General features: G+C 59.7%; 20 protein-coding genes and 1 tRNA gene. 19 read left to right on the forward strand and 2 right to left on the reverse strand.

Translation table 11 applies throughout. The features are described 5' to 3' along the window. Positions 1–77: 77 nt before the first annotated feature. The 18 genes from OKC28_RS16830 to galE all read left to right on the forward strand — a co-directional run bounded on the left by OKC28_RS16830 (position 78) and on the right by galE (position 16,046). The gene (locus OKC28_RS16830) at positions 78–626 is read left to right on the forward strand and encodes a DUF3157 family protein (RefSeq protein WP_270690450.1); all 549 of its coding nucleotides are present in this window, start codon (positions 78–80) and stop codon (positions 624–626) included. A 189-nt stretch (positions 627–815) separates the two neighbouring features. After that, positions 816–1,445 carry an outer membrane beta-barrel protein gene (locus OKC28_RS16835; protein WP_270690453.1) on the forward strand — a complete coding sequence of 210 codons (630 nt, stop codon included), beginning with the start codon at positions 816–818 and terminating at the stop codon, positions 1,443–1,445. 174 nt (positions 1,446–1,619) lie between these two features. Beyond that, positions 1,620–2,564 (forward strand): YbgA family protein, encoded by a 945-nt coding sequence (locus OKC28_RS16840; RefSeq protein ID WP_059167975.1) that lies wholly within the window; start codon positions 1,620–1,622, stop codon positions 2,562–2,564. A gap of 139 nt (positions 2,565–2,703) precedes the next feature. Further along, positions 2,704–3,603 (forward strand): MerR family transcriptional regulator, encoded by a 900-nt coding sequence (locus tag OKC28_RS16845; protein ID WP_270690457.1) that lies wholly within the window; start codon positions 2,704–2,706, stop codon positions 3,601–3,603. Continuing rightward, entirely contained in the window at positions 3,600–5,021 is a 1,422-nt protein-coding gene (gene phrB / locus OKC28_RS16850) for a deoxyribodipyrimidine photo-lyase (RefSeq protein ID WP_270690458.1), read from the forward strand. The genes OKC28_RS16845 and phrB overlap by 4 nt, the downstream gene beginning before the upstream one ends. Before the next feature lies 1 nt (position 5,022). Beyond that, positions 5,023–5,451 (forward strand): nuclear transport factor 2 family protein, encoded by a 429-nt coding sequence (locus OKC28_RS16855; RefSeq protein WP_270690459.1) that lies wholly within the window; start codon positions 5,023–5,025, stop codon positions 5,449–5,451. Then, positions 5,448–6,182, forward strand: coding sequence for an SDR family NAD(P)-dependent oxidoreductase (locus tag OKC28_RS16860; protein WP_270690460.1), 735 nt, complete (start codon positions 5,448–5,450; stop codon positions 6,180–6,182). The genes OKC28_RS16855 and OKC28_RS16860 overlap by 4 nt, the downstream gene beginning before the upstream one ends. Beyond that, a complete protein-coding gene (locus tag OKC28_RS16865) occupies positions 6,179–7,438 on the forward strand; it encodes an NAD(P)/FAD-dependent oxidoreductase (protein ID WP_270690461.1) in 1,260 nt (419 codons plus the stop codon). Before OKC28_RS16860 ends, OKC28_RS16865 begins: the two co-directional genes overlap by 4 nt. Next, positions 7,435–8,187: a DUF1365 domain-containing protein gene (locus OKC28_RS16870; RefSeq protein ID WP_270690462.1), complete on the forward strand. Its 753-nt coding sequence runs from the start codon at positions 7,435–7,437 to the stop codon at positions 8,185–8,187. The genes OKC28_RS16865 and OKC28_RS16870 overlap by 4 nt, the downstream gene beginning before the upstream one ends. A 121-nt stretch (positions 8,188–8,308) precedes the next feature. After that, on the forward strand, positions 8,309–9,565 hold the full coding sequence (locus OKC28_RS16875) for an SAM-dependent methyltransferase (protein WP_265458729.1): 1,257 nt from the start codon (positions 8,309–8,311) through the stop codon (positions 9,563–9,565). Between the two features lie 2 nt (positions 9,566–9,567). Beyond that, positions 9,568–10,047 (forward strand): DUF2878 domain-containing protein, encoded by a 480-nt coding sequence (locus OKC28_RS16880; protein ID WP_270690464.1) that lies wholly within the window; start codon positions 9,568–9,570, stop codon positions 10,045–10,047. Further along, the gene (locus OKC28_RS16885) at positions 10,044–10,262 is read left to right on the forward strand and encodes a TIGR02450 family Trp-rich protein (protein ID WP_005311934.1); all 219 of its coding nucleotides are present in this window, start codon (positions 10,044–10,046) and stop codon (positions 10,260–10,262) included. The genes OKC28_RS16880 and OKC28_RS16885 overlap by 4 nt, the downstream gene beginning before the upstream one ends. Next, positions 10,219–10,761: a chalcone isomerase family protein gene (locus OKC28_RS16890; protein ID WP_270690466.1), complete on the forward strand. Its 543-nt coding sequence runs from the start codon at positions 10,219–10,221 to the stop codon at positions 10,759–10,761. The genes OKC28_RS16885 and OKC28_RS16890 overlap by 44 nt, the downstream gene beginning before the upstream one ends. A gap of 14 nt (positions 10,762–10,775) precedes the next feature. Beyond that, positions 10,776–11,318: a DUF3833 domain-containing protein gene (locus tag OKC28_RS16895; RefSeq protein ID WP_219615254.1), complete on the forward strand. Its 543-nt coding sequence runs from the start codon at positions 10,776–10,778 to the stop codon at positions 11,316–11,318. A gap of 131 nt (positions 11,319–11,449) precedes the next feature. Further along, positions 11,450–11,917: a Dps family protein gene (locus tag OKC28_RS16900; protein WP_021140949.1), complete on the forward strand. Its 468-nt coding sequence runs from the start codon at positions 11,450–11,452 to the stop codon at positions 11,915–11,917. A 218-nt stretch (positions 11,918–12,135) separates the two neighbouring features. Further along, entirely contained in the window at positions 12,136–13,785 is a 1,650-nt protein-coding gene (gene hcp / locus OKC28_RS16905) for a hydroxylamine reductase (protein WP_270690475.1), read from the forward strand. A 132-nt stretch (positions 13,786–13,917) separates the two neighbouring features. Next, a complete protein-coding gene (locus tag OKC28_RS16910; RefSeq protein WP_270690471.1) occupies positions 13,918–14,937 on the forward strand; it encodes a hybrid-cluster NAD(P)-dependent oxidoreductase in 1,020 nt (339 codons plus the stop codon). A gap of 83 nt (positions 14,938–15,020) precedes the next feature. Next, positions 15,021–16,046, forward strand: coding sequence for a UDP-glucose 4-epimerase GalE (gene galE / locus OKC28_RS16915; protein ID WP_169046641.1), 1,026 nt, complete (start codon positions 15,021–15,023; stop codon positions 16,044–16,046). A 180-nt stretch (positions 16,047–16,226) separates the two neighbouring features. Here galE and OKC28_RS16920 read toward each other — a convergent pair whose 3' ends face one another. After that, positions 16,227–16,976 (reverse strand): DsbA family protein, encoded by a 750-nt coding sequence (locus tag OKC28_RS16920; protein WP_021140953.1) that lies wholly within the window; start codon positions 16,974–16,976, stop codon positions 16,227–16,229. 198 nt (positions 16,977–17,174) lie between these two features. On the opposite strand from OKC28_RS16920, the gene OKC28_RS16925 reads away from it, so the two are divergent. After that, positions 17,175–17,262: transfer RNA gene (locus tag OKC28_RS16925), tRNA-Ser, on the forward strand. A gap of 196 nt (positions 17,263–17,458) precedes the next feature. On the opposite strand, the gene OKC28_RS23010 is transcribed toward OKC28_RS16925, so the two are convergent. Then, a complete protein-coding gene (locus tag OKC28_RS23010; protein WP_442865764.1) occupies positions 17,459–17,542 on the reverse strand; it encodes an SEC-C metal-binding domain-containing protein in 84 nt (27 codons plus the stop codon). Positions 17,543–17,980 lie beyond the last annotated feature (438 nt).

The raw sequence follows: 17,980 nt of genomic DNA on the forward strand, positions 1-17,980 counted from the left end.
GTGAGTCGGGTCATAGGCAAGCCGGAGCCGACTCTTTATACTGACGCCCTTTTCCATCGACGCCGAGCCATCACCCTATGAAACCCTTGTCCCGCCTGCTGGTTGCCCTCTGCCTGTCCCCCCTGCTGGCTCAGGCCGCCCCCATGACCCAGGTGACCCTGCCGGATGGTCGCCAAGTGCAGCTCAACGATGACTTTACCTGGGAATATCTGCTGATCAAGCCGACGGCGAGTGGCGAGAGGGCCACAGGCGCGGTTGCCGTGCCTGTGCTGACCGAGCAGGCGATGACCAATCCAGATCTGCTGGCTCAGGCGGTCAAGGACGGCATCGGCGTCAAGCTCGACAAGGTTGAGGGCTTGGATCCCTTGCTGCTGCAATTTACCGTGAGCAACACCGGCACCCGCAGCGTGGTGCGGGTGCGTGGCACTGTCACCCTGTTCAGCGAACAGGGTGCGCAGCTGGCCAGACAGGAGGCCCGTTTCTGGGTCGGCGAGAACCGTCTGCCGGAATCCTATCTGCGCAAGGGGCAGCAGCGTCCCTCAATGGTGATCGAGATGCCGCGCCCGGCCGGCCTGACCGGCAAACCCCTGGTGCGGGTCGAGATTGAGGAAGTGGAGTTTCGCTAAGCCCTTGCCAAACAGGCTCCGTTACGGAGCCTGTTTCAGTTCAGTTGTTAACCCGGTAACCGCCAGCAACAGTTGCTTACATCTGACATGATTTGGCAACAGCTTGCCGCTCGGCATTCTGCTCGCCCCTCGGCACAATGACTCCATTCCAGCTAGGTCTCAACTAGCTCAACACGAGGAGTCATCAAAATGAAAAAAGTTGCACTTTCTGTTCTGGTTCTGGCCGGTTTCGCTTCTACTTCCGTTCTGGCACAGGATGCCTTCAGCTACGCCAAGGGCGGCCTGACCTGGGCCCACACCAAATCCGACTATATCGGTGGCAAAGACAGCAACAACCGCGACTTCGGTGGTCTGAACCTGGACGTCTCCAAGAGCTTCGGTTCCAATTTCTATGGCCGCATGGGCAGCGAATACACCTCCCGCAACGACGGCAATGACAGCATGGGCATCTCCAGCCTGGGTCTGGGTGTCTACACCCCGCTCAGCACGGGTCTGAACCTGTACGGTGAAGCGGGTCTGATGGGTTACACCATGGAGCGCCAGCAGGTTGCCAACGTGAACAACACTGGCTGGGACAACATCAACCGCAAGAACAGCGGCAGCATGTATGGTGAAGTGGGCCTGCGCTATGACATTGGCGCCGTCGAGCTCTCCACCGGCTACCGTTACGCCAACATGACCGACGACATGCAGGATTTCAAAGTGGGCGCCGCCTACAAGGTGAGCCAGAACCTGGCCCTCACCGCCGACTACACCTATCGCAACTGGGATCTGCAAAAAGGTTCCATCTCCAGCCTGGGTGTGAAGTACAGCTTCTGATCTTCCCTCCCGTAGTGTCTTGATTGCTTGCCCATGACGTCAGTCATGGGCTTTTTGGTTTCTGGTGATCCAGATGTCGCCCTTGCGCCGTATTCAGTCCGCAATAGTTATACAGCTTCCATTCTTTTGTATAACTGCTATAACTGAATCAAGGCTTATACAAGGAGCGCCAACATGTACAAGATTAAAGTCGGTATCAGTGCCTGCTTGCTGGGACAGGAAGTGCGGTTCGATGGGGGCCACAAGCGCTCCAGTTTCTGCGAACGGGATCTTGGCGCTCACTTTGACTATCACCCCGTCTGTCCCGAGATGGCCATTGGTCTGGGATCGCCCCGCGCCGCCATCCGGCTGGTCAAGCGTAACGGCGAAATACGCGCCGAGGCGAGCAACGGCAGCTTCGATGTCACCGAGCAGCTGATCGCCTTCAGCGAGCAGAAGGCTCGCCAGCTCGACTTCATCTCCGGTTATATCCTCTGCGCCAAGTCACCCAGTTGTGGCATGGAGCGGGTGCGCATCTATGGCGCCAACAACGAGGGGAGTGCCAAGGAGGGGATTGGCCTGTTCGCCAAGGCGTTGATGGAAGCCAATCCCCTGCTGCCGGTGGAGGAAGACGGTCGGCTGTGCGATCCCATACTGCGGGAAAATTTCGTGCTGCGGGTCTTCGCCTACCACGACTGGCAGCAACTCTGCGCCCAGGGTCTGACGGCCGCGGCCCTGATCCGGTTCCACTCCCGCTACAAGTATCTGGTGCTCTCTCATGCCACTACCCACTATCGGGCGCTGGGCAAACTGCTTGGCAACCTCGGCAAGGCCAACTTGCAGGAGGTGGCCGACAGTTACATCAAGGGGCTGATGACAGCGCTGACCCTGAGAGCAAATCGCCGCAGCCACACCAATGTGCTGATGCACCTGCAGGGTTACTTCAAGCGGGTATTGACTCCTTCCCAGAAGCAGGAGCTGGCCGAGACCATCGACAAGTACCGCACCGGCATTTTCCCGCTGCTGGTGCCGCTGACCCTGATCCGCCACTACCTGCGCGAATACCCCAATCCCTATCTGTCCGGGCAGGTTTATCTCAATCCTCATCCCGATACGCTCAAGCTGCGCTACGGGCTCTGAAAGTGCGGCTTGGTATGGTCGAGCAGGTCTATCCCGACCTGCATCCCGATACGCTCAAGCTGCGCTACGGGCTCTGATCCCTGTTTTGCGACCCCGGCCCCCTGGGCCGGGGCGCCCCATAGATTGAATGGAAGTCGTTATGTCTGACCTACCCAAACAAGATGATGTCACCCAGCCGGATGAGGGGATCTATCCCATCCGCGACGTTTCCCGCCTGACCGGTGTGAACCCCGTCACCCTGCGTGCCTGGCAGCGCCGCTATGGTCTGGTGCAACCGGCCCGTACCGAGAAGGGGCACCGCCTCTACAGCGAGCAGGATATTCGCCAGATCGGCGAGATCCTGAGCTGGCTGGAGCGGGGGGTGAGCATAGGTCAGGTCAAGGGACTGTTGAGTGAGCCTCAGACCCAGCTGGTCAGCGATCACTGGCAGCAGACCCTGGAGCAGATCAGCCAGGCTCTGCTTGGTTTCAATCAGCGCAAGGTGGAGGCGCAGCTTAACGAACTGCTGGCGAGCTACCCGTTCGAGCTGGTGCGCAGCCGGGTGCTGCAACCCTTGGTGGATCAACTGCTCGGCCTGTGGCGTGAGCGGCCCGATGGCGAGCTGCTGCAACAGGTCTGGCTGGGCTGGCTCCATACCCGCTTCGCTCGCCACCTCATCGAACAAGAGAAGGGACGCCCGGTTACCCTCGCAAGCTGGGGGCAGCTTGGTCCCCTCGACTTGGTCTGGAGCGCCTATGAGCTGGTAAGCCAGGGTTATGAGGTGCAACTGCTGGGGGCCGTCGAGCCCAGGCAGGCCATCTTGCTCGAAGGACGTGCCGTGACGCCCTGGCTGGTGTTGCTGGGAGCCGGACTTGGCAAGCAGGAGCTGACCGCCAGCTGGCCCGATGGTACTTGTCTGTTTGGTGAGCTGGGCAGTCTCTATGACGCCCAGTGGCTGGCGACTCAGGGGTGGCAGCCCACCCTTGCCGACTGGCTGGCTGCACAGTCGGCAGAGACGCCAGTCCAGGGCAAGCGCACTCGCGGGAGGAAGGCATCATGAAGCTGGTCTGGTTTCGCAATGACTTGCGCCTCGCCGACAATCCGGCTTTGCGACACGCTTGCGCCGAGGCGGGAGAGGTGGCCGCCCTGTTTGTCATCTCTCCGACCCAGTGGCAGCAGCACAAGATGGCCCCCATCCGTCAGCAGTTCCTGCTGGCGCAGGTGGATGAGCTGGGCAAGGCGCTGGCGGCGCTCGGTATCCCGCTCCATCTGCTGCGAGTGGAGACCTTTGCCGAGATGCCAACGGCGTTGGCGAGCCTCAGCCGCGAGCTGGGTGTCAGCCAGCTGTATGCCAATCAGGCCATCGAGATCGACGAGCAGCGCCGCGACCTGGCCGTCAGCGCCATGCTGGCCGAACAGGAGGTGAGCTGCCACTGGTTCAACGGCTGCTGCGTGCTGCCACCGGGACGGGTGCTGACCGGGTCGGGGGAGATGTTCAAGGTCTTTACCCCCTTCAGCCGCGCCTGGCTCAAGGCGCTGGAGGAGGATGGCTTCGTCATTCATCGCGCCCCCGCTCCGCGCGCCGAGCCACTGTCGTGGCAACCGCTGGCCGAGAGGGAATGGGTCGATGGGGCGCTCAGCGAAGTAACGCCGGATCTCCGCTGGCCAGTGGGGGAGGTGGAAGCTCAGCGCCGTCTGCACGCTTTTCTGGAACAGGCGGTGCTTGACTATGGGGAGACCCGGGATTTTCCGGCGCAGGCGGGCACCTCCATCCTCTCGCCTTATCTGGCCGCTGGCATCATAAGTCCGCGCCAGTGCGTCGGGGCGCTGCAACAACGGCTCGGCCACCGGCCTCAATCCAAGGCAGAACCCGGTTTCGTCTGGCTCAACGAACTTGTCTGGCGTGAATTTTATCGTCATCTGCTGGTACTGGTACCAACCCTCTCCATGAACCTGCCCTTCAAACCCGAGACCGCGGCTCTGCCCTGGAGCTGGGATCCCGTGGCCTTTGCCGCTTGGTGCGAGGGACGTACCGGTTATCCCATCGTCGATGCGGCCATGCGCTGCCTCAATGCCACCGGCTGGATGCACAACCGGTTGCGGATGATAGTGGCGAGCTTCCTCACCAAGGATCTGCATATCCACTGGCGCCTCGGGGAAGATTACTTCATGAGCCAGCTGATTGACGGGGATCTGGCGGCCAACAACGGTGGCTGGCAATGGGCCGCAGGCACAGGTGCCGATGCGGCCCCCTACTTTCGGGTGTTCAATCCCACCACTCAGGGGCAACGATTTGATCCAGAAGGAGACTTTATCCGTACTTGGGTAGCTGAACTGGCCGATATTCCCGCCGCCTACGTGCATCAGCCTCATGACTGGTTGCGACTCAAAGGAGGAAGGGGGTATCCGGCACCCATGGTGGATCACGCCCTTGCACGGGTGAAAGCCATCGAGATGTTTCGAAATCTGGAGAAATAGGATGAAGGAGCCGCTGGCCCGCTTTATTGCCCTTTACCAGCAACTGGACAAGCAGCAACTGCACCGCTTGCCAGAGGTTTATGCCGAGCAGGTGATCTTCATCGATCCGGCGCACCGCATCGACGGGCTGGCCGCGCTCACCGACTACTTTGCTGTCATGTACCAGCGCCTCGCTTATTGCCGCTTCGAGATAACCAGTCAGCAGCAACAGGGTCGTGAGGCCTGGATCAGCTGGGTCATGACCTTCTCTCACCCAAGACTGGCCGCGGGTCAGCCGGTGAGGGTCGAGGGGGCAACTCGGCTTGAGTTCGATGCTGAAGACAAGGTGTGTCTGCATCGCGACTACTTCGATCTCGGCGCCATGCTCTACGAGCAGTTGCCGCTGCTGGGCGCCCTGGTGCGCACCATCAAGGGGAGGTTGGGATCATGAGCGGACGTGTGTTGATCACGGGTGCCAGCTCCGGGCTGGGTCGCCAGTTGGCGATGGATTACCGGCAGGCGGGCTGGCAGGTATGGGGTTGTGGTCGCGATGGCGAACGGCTGGCGCAGTTGGCCCGGGACGGCATCACCCCCTTGCAGTTCGATGCACGGGATGCGGCTGTCATGGCAGAGGTGGCGGCCAGCTTGCCACCCCTCGATCTGCTGATCCTCAATGCGGGCAACTGCGAGTACATGGATGTGGCGGATGGCTTTGACGGCGAACTGTTTGCCAGGGTGATCGAGACCAACCTCATCGCCACCGGCCATGCGCTTGCCGCCTTTTTGCCGCTGCTTGGCGAGGGGGCGCGGCTCGCCATCGTCAGCTCGTCGGTGAGCTGGTTGCCGCTGCCAAGGGCCGAAGCCTATGGGGCCTCCAAGGCGGCACTCGACTATCTGGCCGCCACCTTGCGACTCGATCTCAAGGCCAGGGGAATCGCCGTGACACTGATCCGCCCCGGCTTTGTACAGACGCCGCTTACCGCCAAGAATGATTTTCCCATGCCTTGTCTGGTGCCGGTGGAGCAGGCCTCCCGGGTCATCATGACAGGGCTTGCTGCGGGTCGGCATCAGATCCACTTCCCCAGCCGCTTTATCTGGCTGCTGCGCGCACTGGGGGCGCTGCCGGTGTGGTTGTGGCTGCGCCTTGGCAGCTCGCTTGTTTCGAAAGGACGCCATTCATGAAGAAAAAGATTGCCATCGTCGGTTCGGGTATCTCGGGCCTCACCGCCGGTTTTCTCTTGCACAGGTTGCACGACGTTACCCTGTTTGAGGCCGCGCACACTCTGGGTGGCCACACGGCCACCGTCGATGTGAACCAGGGTGGCCGCAGCTATGCCATCGATACCGGCTTTATCGTATTCAACGATCGCACCTATCCCAATTTCCTCAAATTGCTGGAGCGGATCGGCGTGGCGCGCCAGGACGCCGAGATGAGCTTTTCGGTGAAAAGCCCGGAGGGGCTCGAGTACAACGGCCACAACCTGGATACCCTGTTTGCCCAGCGCAGCAATTTGCTGAGCCCGGGTTTTTACCGCTTCGTCGCCGAGATCCTGCGTTTCAACCGGGAAGCGCGCGCCTGGCTGGCCGACAGTCAACGGCAGCAAGATAGTCCTGAGCTGACTCTCGGGGATTTCTTGCAGGTGGGGGATTTCAGTGACTACTTCGCCCGCCATTACATTCTGCCCATGGGGGCGGCCATCTGGTCATCCACCCTGGCGGACATGCGCGCCTTTCCCCTTGGCTTTTTCCTGCGTTTTTTTGCCAACCATGGCCTGCTCGATGTGGCCAATCGCCCTCAGTGGTACGTGATCCCCGGCGGCTCGCGGGAGTACATAGGCCCGCTGACCGCAGGTTGGCAACAGCAGATCCGCCTCGCCTGCCCGGTGCAGGGGATCCGGCGCCTGGCCGAGGGGGTGCTGATCCAAAGCAGCTATGGCGAGGAGCAGTTTGACGAGGTGATCCTCGCCTGCCACAGCGATCAGGCGCTGGCCCTGTTGCAGGATGTCAGCGAGCGGGAGCAGGCGATTCTGGGCGACATGGCCTATCAGGCCAACGATGTCTGGCTCCATACCGATGTCAGCTGTTTGCCCACTCGCCGCAAGGCCTGGGCCAGCTGGAACTATCAGCTGGACGGGGACGACGAGGCGAGGCCGCTGGTGAGCTACAACATGAACATATTGCAGGAGGTGAACTCACCGCAGCCCTTCTGCGTCAGCCTCAATCCCAAAGGAAAGGTGGACGAGAGCAAGGTGCTGCGCCGCTTCGTTTATCACCACCCTGTGTTCAATCAGGCATCCATCCAGGCGCAGCAGGCACGTCTGGAGATCTGTGGTCAGCATCACACCCACTTTTGCGGTGCCTACTGGTACAACGGTTTTCATGAAGACGGGGTGCGCAGCGCACTGGACGTCGCCAGACGCTTCGGAGCCGAGCTATGAGTACTGTCACCATGGCTCAGACAGTCAGCGCCATCTGGCAGGGCTCGGTGCGCCATCGCCGCTTTGCACCCAGGGCCCACGCCTTCTCCTACAGCCTCTTCATGCTGGGGCTGGATCTGGATGAGCTGCCGAGCCTCAGTCAGGGGCGCTGGTTCGGCGTGGAGCGGGCCGGGTTGCTCTCCTTTCATCGCAATGACTATCTCAAAGGCAGCGAAGGGAACCTCAAGCAGGCGGTGTGGCACAAGGTGGCAGAGCTGGGGGGCACAGCCGAGCCGGACGGGCGAGTGCTGCTGCTCGGCAATGTACGCTGCATGGGCTTTTACTTCAGCCCGGTCAACTTCTACTTTTGCTACCGGCAGGGTGAGGCGCGTTACCTGCTGGCCGAGGTGTCGAACACTCCCTGGAACGAGCGTCACTATTACCTGCTGGATCTGGCGGCGCTGGCGCCCCACGACAAGGATTTTCACGTCTCCCCGTTTATGGGGCTGGCCATGCGCTACCACTGGCGCATTCGCCCACCGGAGCAGGAGACATTGATCCACATAGAGAGTCATCCCCAGTCCGGCGAGGCCAAGTTGTTTGACGCCACCCTGGCGCTGAGCCGCGAGCCCCTGTCCCGCAAGGGATTGATGGCGCTGCTTGCCCGCTGGCCCTGGATGACCCTGAAGGTGCTGCTCGGTATCTACTGGCAGGCCCTGCGTCTTTTTATCAAACGAACACCTATTTTCAGCCATCCGGAGACGCGCTAATGGAGCAGATACAATCCACTTCCGCAGCCTCAATTTCCTATCCGGAGGCCAGCTCAATTCATGAAGCAGATTCAATTCAGACTCTCTGCCACTTATTCTTCAGCCATCCGGAGACTCGCTAATGGAACTGGTGCAATCAACAAGTTCGGCCTCTTTCATCGACAAAGGCGCAAGGCAACTGCTGCTCAAGCTGCTGGGGCGTCTCGAGCACGGGCAACTGCTGCTGCGGGACGGCAGCGATCGTCATAGTTTCGGGGTGGCGGGCACTGACCTGCACGCCGAAGTGGTGGTAAAGGATCCGGCCTTCTATCGCCGCTTGTTGCTGGGAGGCAGCATTGCCGCCGGTGAAACCTGGGTGGAGGGGCTTTGGACCAGCCCGGATCCGGTGGCGCTGGTGCGCTTGCTGGCCCGCAACATGACACTGCTCGATAGCCTGGAGCGGCGGCTCAGTTGGCTGAGTTTCCCCTTCAACAAGGCGCGCCACTGGCTCAATCGCAATACCCTGACAGGTTCACGATCCAACATCGCCGCCCACTACGATCTGGGCAATACCCTCTATCAGGGTTTTCTCGATAGCCATATGCAGTATTCGAGTGCCATCTATCCGGGGACAGAGTCCACTCTGGAGGAGGCACAACAGGCCAAGCTGCATACCATCTGCGAGCGCCTTGAGCTGGGACCGGACGATCACCTGCTGGAGATAGGCACAGGCTGGGGCGGGCTGGCCATTTATGCGGCCCGTCACTATGGCTGCCGGGTGACCACGACGACCATCTCCCAGGCCCAGCATGACTATGCGCGCGAGTGGATCGAGCGGGAGGGGCTCGCAGATCGCATCACCTTGCTGCTGGAGGATTATCGCAAACTGGAGGGGACCTTCGACAAGCTGGTCTCCATCGAGATGATAGAGGCGGTGGGCCACGCCTTCCTGCCCGATTACTTCCGCCAGTTGTCACGTTTGCTCAAACCCGGTGGCCGCCTGCTTATTCAGGCCATCACCATTGCCGATCAGCGCCACGCCCAGTATGTGCGCAGTGTCGACTTCATCCAGCGTTACATCTTCCCGGGCGGCTGTCTGCCGAGTGTCTCCCAGATGGCGGGACTGATTGCCCGCGAGACCGACATGCAGCTGGTGCGGCTGCACGATCACGGCCATCACTATGCCCGCACCCTGGCGCATTGGTGCGAGCGCTTTCTGGCGCTGGCCCCCGAGCTGCCCAAGCTGGGTTACAGCCAGGATTTCATCCGGTTGTGGCACTTCTATTTCGCCTATTGCGAGGGGGGCTTCTGGGAGCGAGCCATCAGTCTGGTCCAGCTGGAGGCGGCCAAACCAGGACCAACGGGCTGGCGGGGTGATGTGCCAGTGAGCGGTCACTGACCATGTGGCAGTGGGTCCATCTGCTGGGGTTCAACCTCTATTGGCTGCTGGCGGTGAAATGGCAGCAGCCGGGTCCGCTGCTGTTGATGCTGCTGCTCCACTTCATCTTCTCTCCAAGCCGCAAGGGGGATCTGCGGTTATTGCCGGTGGCCCTGGCCGGTTGTCTGCTTGATGGCCTGCTCTGGCAACTGGGGCTGTTTCAATTCCCGGCCGGCTTTCCTCTCTGGCTGGTGCTGCTGTGGCTGGGATTTGCCTTGAGCCTCAGCCATGGACTGCGCTGGTTGCGCCCCTTGCCTCGCTGGCAGCAGGCGCTGTTTGGCATGGCGGGTGGCGCCTCCTCCTATGTGGCGGGAGCGGCCATGGGCGCAGTACACTTACCTTGGGGCATCTGGATCAGCACAGCACTATTGGCGGTGATCTGGATGTGGTGGTTACCCGTACTCCTGTGGGTAACGGTCAAGCTTGAGGGTGAATCAAGATGAACACCTTTTCGACCGACGCCTTGTTGTTTTCCAAGTGGACCAAAGAGAGCCAGCACGAGCTGACCGAGCGTTACTATCTGGTGGTTGCCTGCCAGCGTGATGCGCAGGGGCGACTGGCTCGTGTGGTGATGCAGGATATCAACACCTTGCTGGAACAGGAGATGGATTGGCATGAACTGGAAGATCCCGCGAATTGGCACATGGGGTGGAATTAGCCTCCTGATTGCCGCGCTTGGCGCCATGATGGCACCCTCTGCGCAGGCATCTGCCGCCCCCTGGCAACAGCTGCGCCCGGTCGGACAGGGGGAGATGAATTGGCTCTGGTTCAAACTCTATGATGCCACCCTCTACAGCCAGAGTGGCCGCTATCAGCCGGGCCACTATCCCCAGGCGCTGACCCTCACCTACGCCAGAGATATCGAACGGGATGACCTGCTGACCGCCACCGCAGAGGAGTGGCAACGGCTGGGGCTTGGCAGCGAGACGCAGCGCCAGCAGTGGCTGGGGCAACTGGCAACCTTCTGGCCCGATGTGGCGGCGGGGGACACACTGACCTTCTATGTGGATGAAGCCGGGATTGCCCACTTCTGGTGGCAGGACAAACCCCTCGGTACTCTTACTGATCCACAATTTGCGGTCGCCTTTCTGGCCATCTGGCTTGCCGACAACAGTCGCGATCCTGCCCTTACCCGCCGCCTGCGCGGCCAACTCTGATGCTGGAGTACTCAATGTCTTTCTATCGTTGCTGTCGTTTTCTGCTCTTGTTGCCACTCCTGTTGCTCACTGGCTGTGGTGCCAGTTTGGATGACTATCGCGGTCAGGGGCCGAACTGGGATCTCGCCCGTTTCTTCAATGGCAAACTGGTGGCTCATGGCCTGGTGACAGACCGCAGCGGCGAAGTGACCAGTCGCTTTCGGGTCGAGATGGTGGGGCGCTGGCAGGATGGCAAGGGCGAACTGTTTGAGCAGTTTTACTTTGATGACGGCCGTCAGCAGACCCGGACCTGGTTTTTGAGCAAGGGGGCAGATGGTCACTGGCGCGGTACCGCATCCGACGTAGTGGGGGAGGCGGTAGGCAAGACGGAAGGTTTTGCTCTCAACTGGCGCTATCAGCTCGATCTGGTACTGCCGGATGAGCAGGTGGTGAGGGTGAGCTTTGATGACTGGATGTACCTGCTGGATGAAGATCGCCTGATCAATCGGGCCGAGATCAGCAAGTTCGGCATTCATCTGGGCGAGGTGATCCTCTATATCGAACGCACCCAAGGGTGATAAATCTGGATAATCAGCGGGTTGTCACACCAGGCGATAGCCATTCCCTATCAATCACTCAGGTAGCAACGATTACCTCTTGAGTCTGAATGGCGTTAATCTGGCTCCGTCGTCAAATCTGGAGGTGAAACATGAAAAGTCCGATTGGTCTTGATACCGTTCAATCACAAGCCCTGGCCGCCGAGCTGAACAAGTTGCTGGCCAGCTACCAGATCCTCTACATGAACGTCCGTGGCTTCCACTGGAATATCCGCGGCAATCAGTTCTTCGAACTGCACCTGAAATTTGAAGAGATCTATAACGATCTGCTGCTGAAGGTCGATGCCCTGGCTGAGCGCATCCTCACCCTGGATGGGGTACCCATGCACAGCTTCAGCGACTACCTGAAAGTCTCTGCCATCCCGGAGCAGAAGGGGCTGCATGACGGTCGTGCCTGTGTCGAATCCCTGCTCGAGAGCTTCCGCGAGCTGCTGGTCGCCCAGCGCCGGATCCTGGGACAAGCCGCCGAGGCCGGTGACGAGGGGACGGCATCCATCCTCTCCGACTATGTGCAGCAGCAGGAAAAACTGGTCTGGATGCTGCGCGCCTATCTGGCCTGACCGCTTGTTGATGTGAGTTTTGTTGTAAACCTTTGTCGTAAACCAGAGTTGTCTCTCCTTTTATCCACCCGCTTGCCGCCCTGTTTGGGCGGCTTTTTTGTTTTTGATCTGCATCAATGAAAACTTAATTGGCAAATTGAATGCCTATTAAGTTTTTGGCGAGGGGCATAGAATCGCTACAAAACAAGTAATTGAAATGTCCAATTAGGAGAGGCATGATGTTTTGTGTGCAATGTGAACAGACAATTCGTACCCCGGCAGGCAATGGCTGTGCTTATGCACAAGGCATGTGCGGCAAGACGGCCGAAACCTCGGATCTGCAGGATGTACTGATCTATGCGCTGCAGGGCCTCAGCGCCTGGGCGCTGGCCGCCCGCGAACATGGCATCATCGACAACGAGATCGATGCCTTCGTGCCCAAGGCCTTCTTCGCCACCCTCACCAACGTCAACTTCGACTCCGCCCGCATCGTTGCCTATGTCAACCAGGCGTTGGCTCATCGTCAGCAGCTAGTCGACCGTCTGGCTGCACTGGCGGTGCAAGTCACCGGCTTGCCCGAGGCCGCCGGCTTCGAGCCGGGTGACGAGCTGCTCGCCCAGCTGGCCCATGCGCCGCAAACCGCGGTCAATCGCGGCAAGAGCGAGGTGCACGAAGACATCATGGGGCTGCGTCTGCTCTGCCTCTACGGCCTCAAGGGGGCTGCCGCCTACATGGAACATGCCCGGGTACTGGGTCAGCGGGATAGCGAGGTAGCCGCCGAGTTCCATCGCATCATGAGCTGGCTCAGCACTGACCCGAGCGAGCTGGATCCTCTGTTCAAATGCGCCATGGAGATTGGTCTGCTCAACTTCCGTGTCATGGAGATGCTGGATCTGGGTGAAACTACGGCGTTTGGCCACCCCGAGCCGACGCAAGCAAGGGTCACTCCTGTGCCTGGCAAGTGCATCCTGGTCTCCGGCCACGACATGATGGATCTCAAGCTGATCCTGGAGCAGACCGCAGGCACTGGCATCCATGTCTACACCCACGGCGAGATGCTGCCGGCGCTGGCCTATCCCTTCTTCAAGCAGTACCCGCACCTGGTGGGCAACTACGGCTCCGCCTGGCAGAACCAGCAGAAGGAGTTTGCCAACTTCCCCGGTGCCGTTGTGATGACCTCCAACTGCATCATAGATCCCAACGTGGGCGACTATAGCGACCGCATCTTCACCCGCTCCATCGTCGGCTGGCCGGGCGTGACGCACCTCGAAGGGGACGATTTCTCCGCCGTGGTGGCAAAAGCCTTGTCGCTGGACGGTTTCAAGCACACAGAGCTCGAGCACTTCATCACCATCGGTTTTGCCCGCAATGCCCTGATGCAGGCCGCCCCGGCAGTGATTGAGAAGGTGAAAGCCGGTGAAATCAGCCACTTCTTCCTGGTGGGCGGTTGTGACGGCGACAAGGCCGAGCGCGCCTATTTCACCGAGTTTGCCAAGGCCGCCCCCAAAGACAGCCTGCTGCTCACCCTAGGCTGCGGCAAGTACAAGTTCAACAAGCTCGATTTTGGCAACATAGGCGGCATTCCCCGTCTGCTGGATGTGGGTCAGTGCAACGATGCCTACTCCGCCATCCAGCTGGCGCTGGCGCTCTCCGAGGCGTTCGAGTGTGGCGTCAATGACCTGCCGTTGACCCTGGTACTCTCCTGGTTCGAACAGAAGGCCATTGTCATTCTGCTCACTTTGCTGGCCCTCGGTGTGAAGGACATTCGCACCGGTCCGACCGCACCTGCCTTCCTGACACCGGCCCTGCTCAAGGTGCTGGAGGAGCAATTCGGCCTCAAGGGCACCACCACGGCCGAGGCGGACTTGGCCGAGATCCTGGCTGCCTGAACCCAGTGATACCGCAGGCCGTGCCGGCCTGCTCATCTCAGCATGTTGTAAGCCTTTGGCGAGCCTGGTGGCTCGCCTTTTTTTCAAAGCGTCGTGTTTAAAAAACATGTTTTCAAAATGAGGAGCCTTGTGATGACCTCCACCTCTCTCACCCTGCGCTGCATCGGTCGTCGCGCCGACACCCATGATGTGGTGAGCTGGCAGTTCATGCCGCTCGCAGGCAGCCTGCCTCCCGTTCTGGCCGGTCAGTGCGTCACTCTGCACACAGAGATAGACGGCCAGCCCATGTGCCGCGCCTATACCCTCTCTTCCTGCCCGCAGGATGATTTCTGGCAAGTCACCATCAAGGATGTGGGACGGGTCTCCCACCATCTGCACCAGAGCCTGCTGGTGGGGGACGAGATCCGGGTCGACGGCCCCTTCGGCGACTTCAACCTGACTGCGCTGCCCTGCGAGCGGCCGCTACTGCTCAGCGCCGGTTCCGGCATCACCCCCATGTGGGCCATGTTGCGCGACGAGCTTGCCAAACGGCCTGAGGCGGACATCCGCTTTATCCACAGCGCCCGCTCGCCAGCGGATGTGATCTTCGCAGATGATCTGGCTGCGCTGGCCGAATCTCATCCCGGCGTGCGCCACGCTTTAGTGCTGGAGCAAGTACTGGAAGAGGCGCCGACGGCTTATCCCTGGGTTGGCCGACTCAGCCAGGACATGCTGAGGGAATTGGCGCCGGACTTGCTCAGTCGCCACGTCTACCTGTGCGGTCCTGCGCCTTACATGGCGGCGGTGAGTCGCATGTTGGCGGAGCTGGGGTTGCCAGCGAAGCAGTTGCATCAGGAGTCGTTCGGCCTGCCTGCTGTTACATCGGGCGCGGCGCCGGTTGCGGCCGCCAGCGACCATTTCTGGCTGACCCTCAAGAAAAGCGGCAAGAAGGTGAAGATACTGCCGGGCCAGACCCTGCTGGCCGCACTGGAGGGGGCTGGCGAGACCATGATGGCCGCCTGTCGCGCCGGTGTGTGTGGCGCCTGTCGTTGCACCACGATTGGCGAGATCGAACGGCAGAGCGTGATGACGCTGAGTGCGCAGGACCTGGATAGCGGGGTCGCACTGGCCTGTTCCTGCACCGCAAAGGGGGATATCAGTCTCGATTACTGATGGTGTCATGAGTATCTCAGCCTTTTCCTGGTGAAACCGGGCGAGTAGACTCAACCCAGTTTCACCAGAACACGGGATAAAAAATGACAATATTGGTCACGGGCGGTGCCGGTTACATCGGCTCCCATACCCTGGTTGAGCTGCTCGGCGCGGGGCAGCAGGTGGTGGTGCTGGATAACCTGTCCAACTCCTCCCCCGAGTCTCTCAAACGGGTCGAACGGATCACCGGCAAGCCGGTCACCTTCGTTGAAGGAGATGTGCTGGACAGAGCCTGCCTGCAGCAGCTGTTTGCCGCCCACAAGATTGAATCCGTGATCCACTTCGCCGGCCTCAAGGCGGTGGGGGAGTCGAGCCAGATCCCGCTCACCTACTACCAGAACAACATCACAGGCACTTTGGTGCTGTGCGAGGAGATGGCCAAGGCTGGCGTGTTCCGGCTGGTGTTCAGCTCGTCGGCCACAGTGTATGGCGATCCTGCGTCTGTGCCGCTGCGGGAAGATTTCCCCACCAGCGCGACCAATCCCTATGGTCGTTCCAAGCTGATGGTGGAAGAGATACTGCGTGACTTGTCCAAATCCGATCCGCGCTGGGCCATAGTGCTGCTGCGCTACTTCAATCCGGTTGGCGCCCACGAGAGCGGCCTCATCGGTGAAGATCCCAACGGCATTCCCAACAACCTGCTGCCCTATATCAGCCAGGTGGGCGTCGGCAAGCTCAAGGAGCTGGGGGTGTTTGGCAACGACTATCCGACCCCGGATGGCACAGGTGTGCGTGACTATATCCACGTGGTGGATCTTGCACTCGGTCACCTCAAGGCGCTGGCCCGCATCGCTGCCGATACCGGTGTCTTTACCTACAACCTGGGTACCGGTCAGGGCTATTCCGTACTGCAGATGATCAGGGCGTTCGAGGCGGCCAGCGGACGCACCATAGCGTACCAGATCAAACCGCGCCGTCCCGGTGACATAGCCGAATGCTGGGCTGAGCCGCACAAGGCCCGTGACGAGCTGGGCTGGCAGGCGGAGCGCGGGCTCGAGCAGATGATGGCCGATACCTGGCGCTGGCAAAGCCAGAACCCGAACGGCTATGGTCCTGCTGAGAAGCCGTGATCAAGGATCATGCGCTGCTCGGGAGCCTCATTTATTCATATAAACTCCGGTCCCTGCGCAGCTCTTCGCCTTGCTGACAGCTCCTAGCGACGGCCCAGGAGTTCTGAGGGCTAAAGCCTGAATGGCAAAACGCCCCGGCATCGCAATGCCGGGGCGTTTTTTTATGTGCGAAGGGCCTGGTTACTGAATGCTCTTGCCCGCTCTCACATCCTTGATGAAGCCTTTCAGGCTCGCCAGATCGCGGGGGGCGCCACGCAGTATCTGGTCACCTATGATGAATGCCGGTGTGCCTGAGATGCTCATGGCTTCGGCCAGTGCCCGGTTGGTGCCGAGGTTCTGATCTATGCTGCCGTCCTTGATCTTGGCCTCGACCTTGCTCCAGTTTACCCCGGCCGCTTCCGCCAGCTGCTTCACCTGGGCTTCATCGGACAGCGGGCCCTGATGGGCGTACAGCTTCTCGTGGAAGGCCTGGTATTTGTCAGGTTGACCCAGTTGCACTGCCAGCGCCGCACGGGCGGCGAAATAGGAGGTTTCGCTCAGGATGGGGAACTGCTTGTAGATGTAGCGGATATCCTTGTCTTCACCCAGCAGTTGCTTGATCAGCGGATGGGCGCGCTTGCAGTAACCGCAGTTGTAATCGAAGAACTCGACCACGGTCAGGCTGCCCTTGGGGTTGCCGCTCTCGGGATCCTTATTGGAATAGAGCTGCTTGGCGTGCGCCTCGATCAGGCTCTTGTCGTTGGCCGCCTGCTGGCTCTCCTGCTTGGCACGCAGGGCATTGGACATCTCGACCAGGATCTCCGGATTCTTGACCAGATAGTCGCGCACGATTTGCTCGACATCGCTCTTGGTCAGCTCGCTTGCCTGAACCGGCGCCGCAAGCAGGGTGGCGCCAGTCAGGGCGCAAAGCAGGGCATGTTTGATTCTCATAAGTCCATCTTGCTGGGAATTTCGTGATGGTCACTATAGTGGGTGAGTCTGTTTTCAAGTCAAGTTATCTGGTTGAAAAAGCGCTGGTTCTGCCCATTTTGTCGACTTTGTGCGTCATTTAGCCCAATAAATCGGCAAACGAACCAAAAGGGGATTTACAAGCCGGATCGCCATGGGTAATATTCGCCGCACTGTCGCGGAGGGGTGGCAGAGCGGCTGAATGCACCGGTCTTGAAAACCGGCGATGGGCAACCATCCGTGGGTTCAAATCCCACCTCCTCCGCCATCTATATAGCCCAACTGATTGATTCGGTTGGGCTTTTTTGTTTCTGAGATTTTTAGTATGCCAGTGAGTATGCCATTAGGTGTTGGCTGTCCTACCCCTTGATAACACTCCTTTGGACAGGTCATTGCCACGACTTCCTCAAGTTACCCAAAGCAAGAGAGGGCCATTGGCCCTCTCTTGCTATCTATTTTGTCGGTCAGTGCAAACAGCATTGCTTGTACTTCTTACCGCTGCCATAGGGGCACGGCTCGTTGCGGCCAATCTTGATGGGCGCCACCATGGGTTGAGAGCGTGCCGGTCGCTCGCTGCGCTGAGCCAGAAAGTCGGCATGCAGGATACGAGTAGCAAAGCGAGCCTTACAGATGTTCGTTGCTGAGCGCTTCCAGTGGTGTTGGCATTGTTGTCAGCAGACTAGCCACAAAGGGCGCGTTATAGGCGGAAAGCTTGGACCAGGGTGCCAATTCCATGCCTCTAGATAGATAGCCCGACCTTATTGGGCACAGCAACGAACGCAGAATCAATAGTCCTGACGAGTGATCATTTTCGGCTTAATCCGATGCATTGAACAGGGGATGGTTCGAACAAGAACAGCTTTGATGAAACTAAGGGATTTGTACTTATAGATCAGTTGGTTACATAAGCTAGGGAAGGTGCGAACAAGTCCCTGATATGAGATCATGTTTGTCATCTGGAGCCATGGAACAGGGTTCATCATGAG

This window comes from Aeromonas sp. D3 (genome assembly GCF_027705025.1).
GTDB classification, from domain to species: domain Bacteria; phylum Pseudomonadota; class Gammaproteobacteria; order Enterobacterales; family Aeromonadaceae; genus Aeromonas; species Aeromonas salmonicida.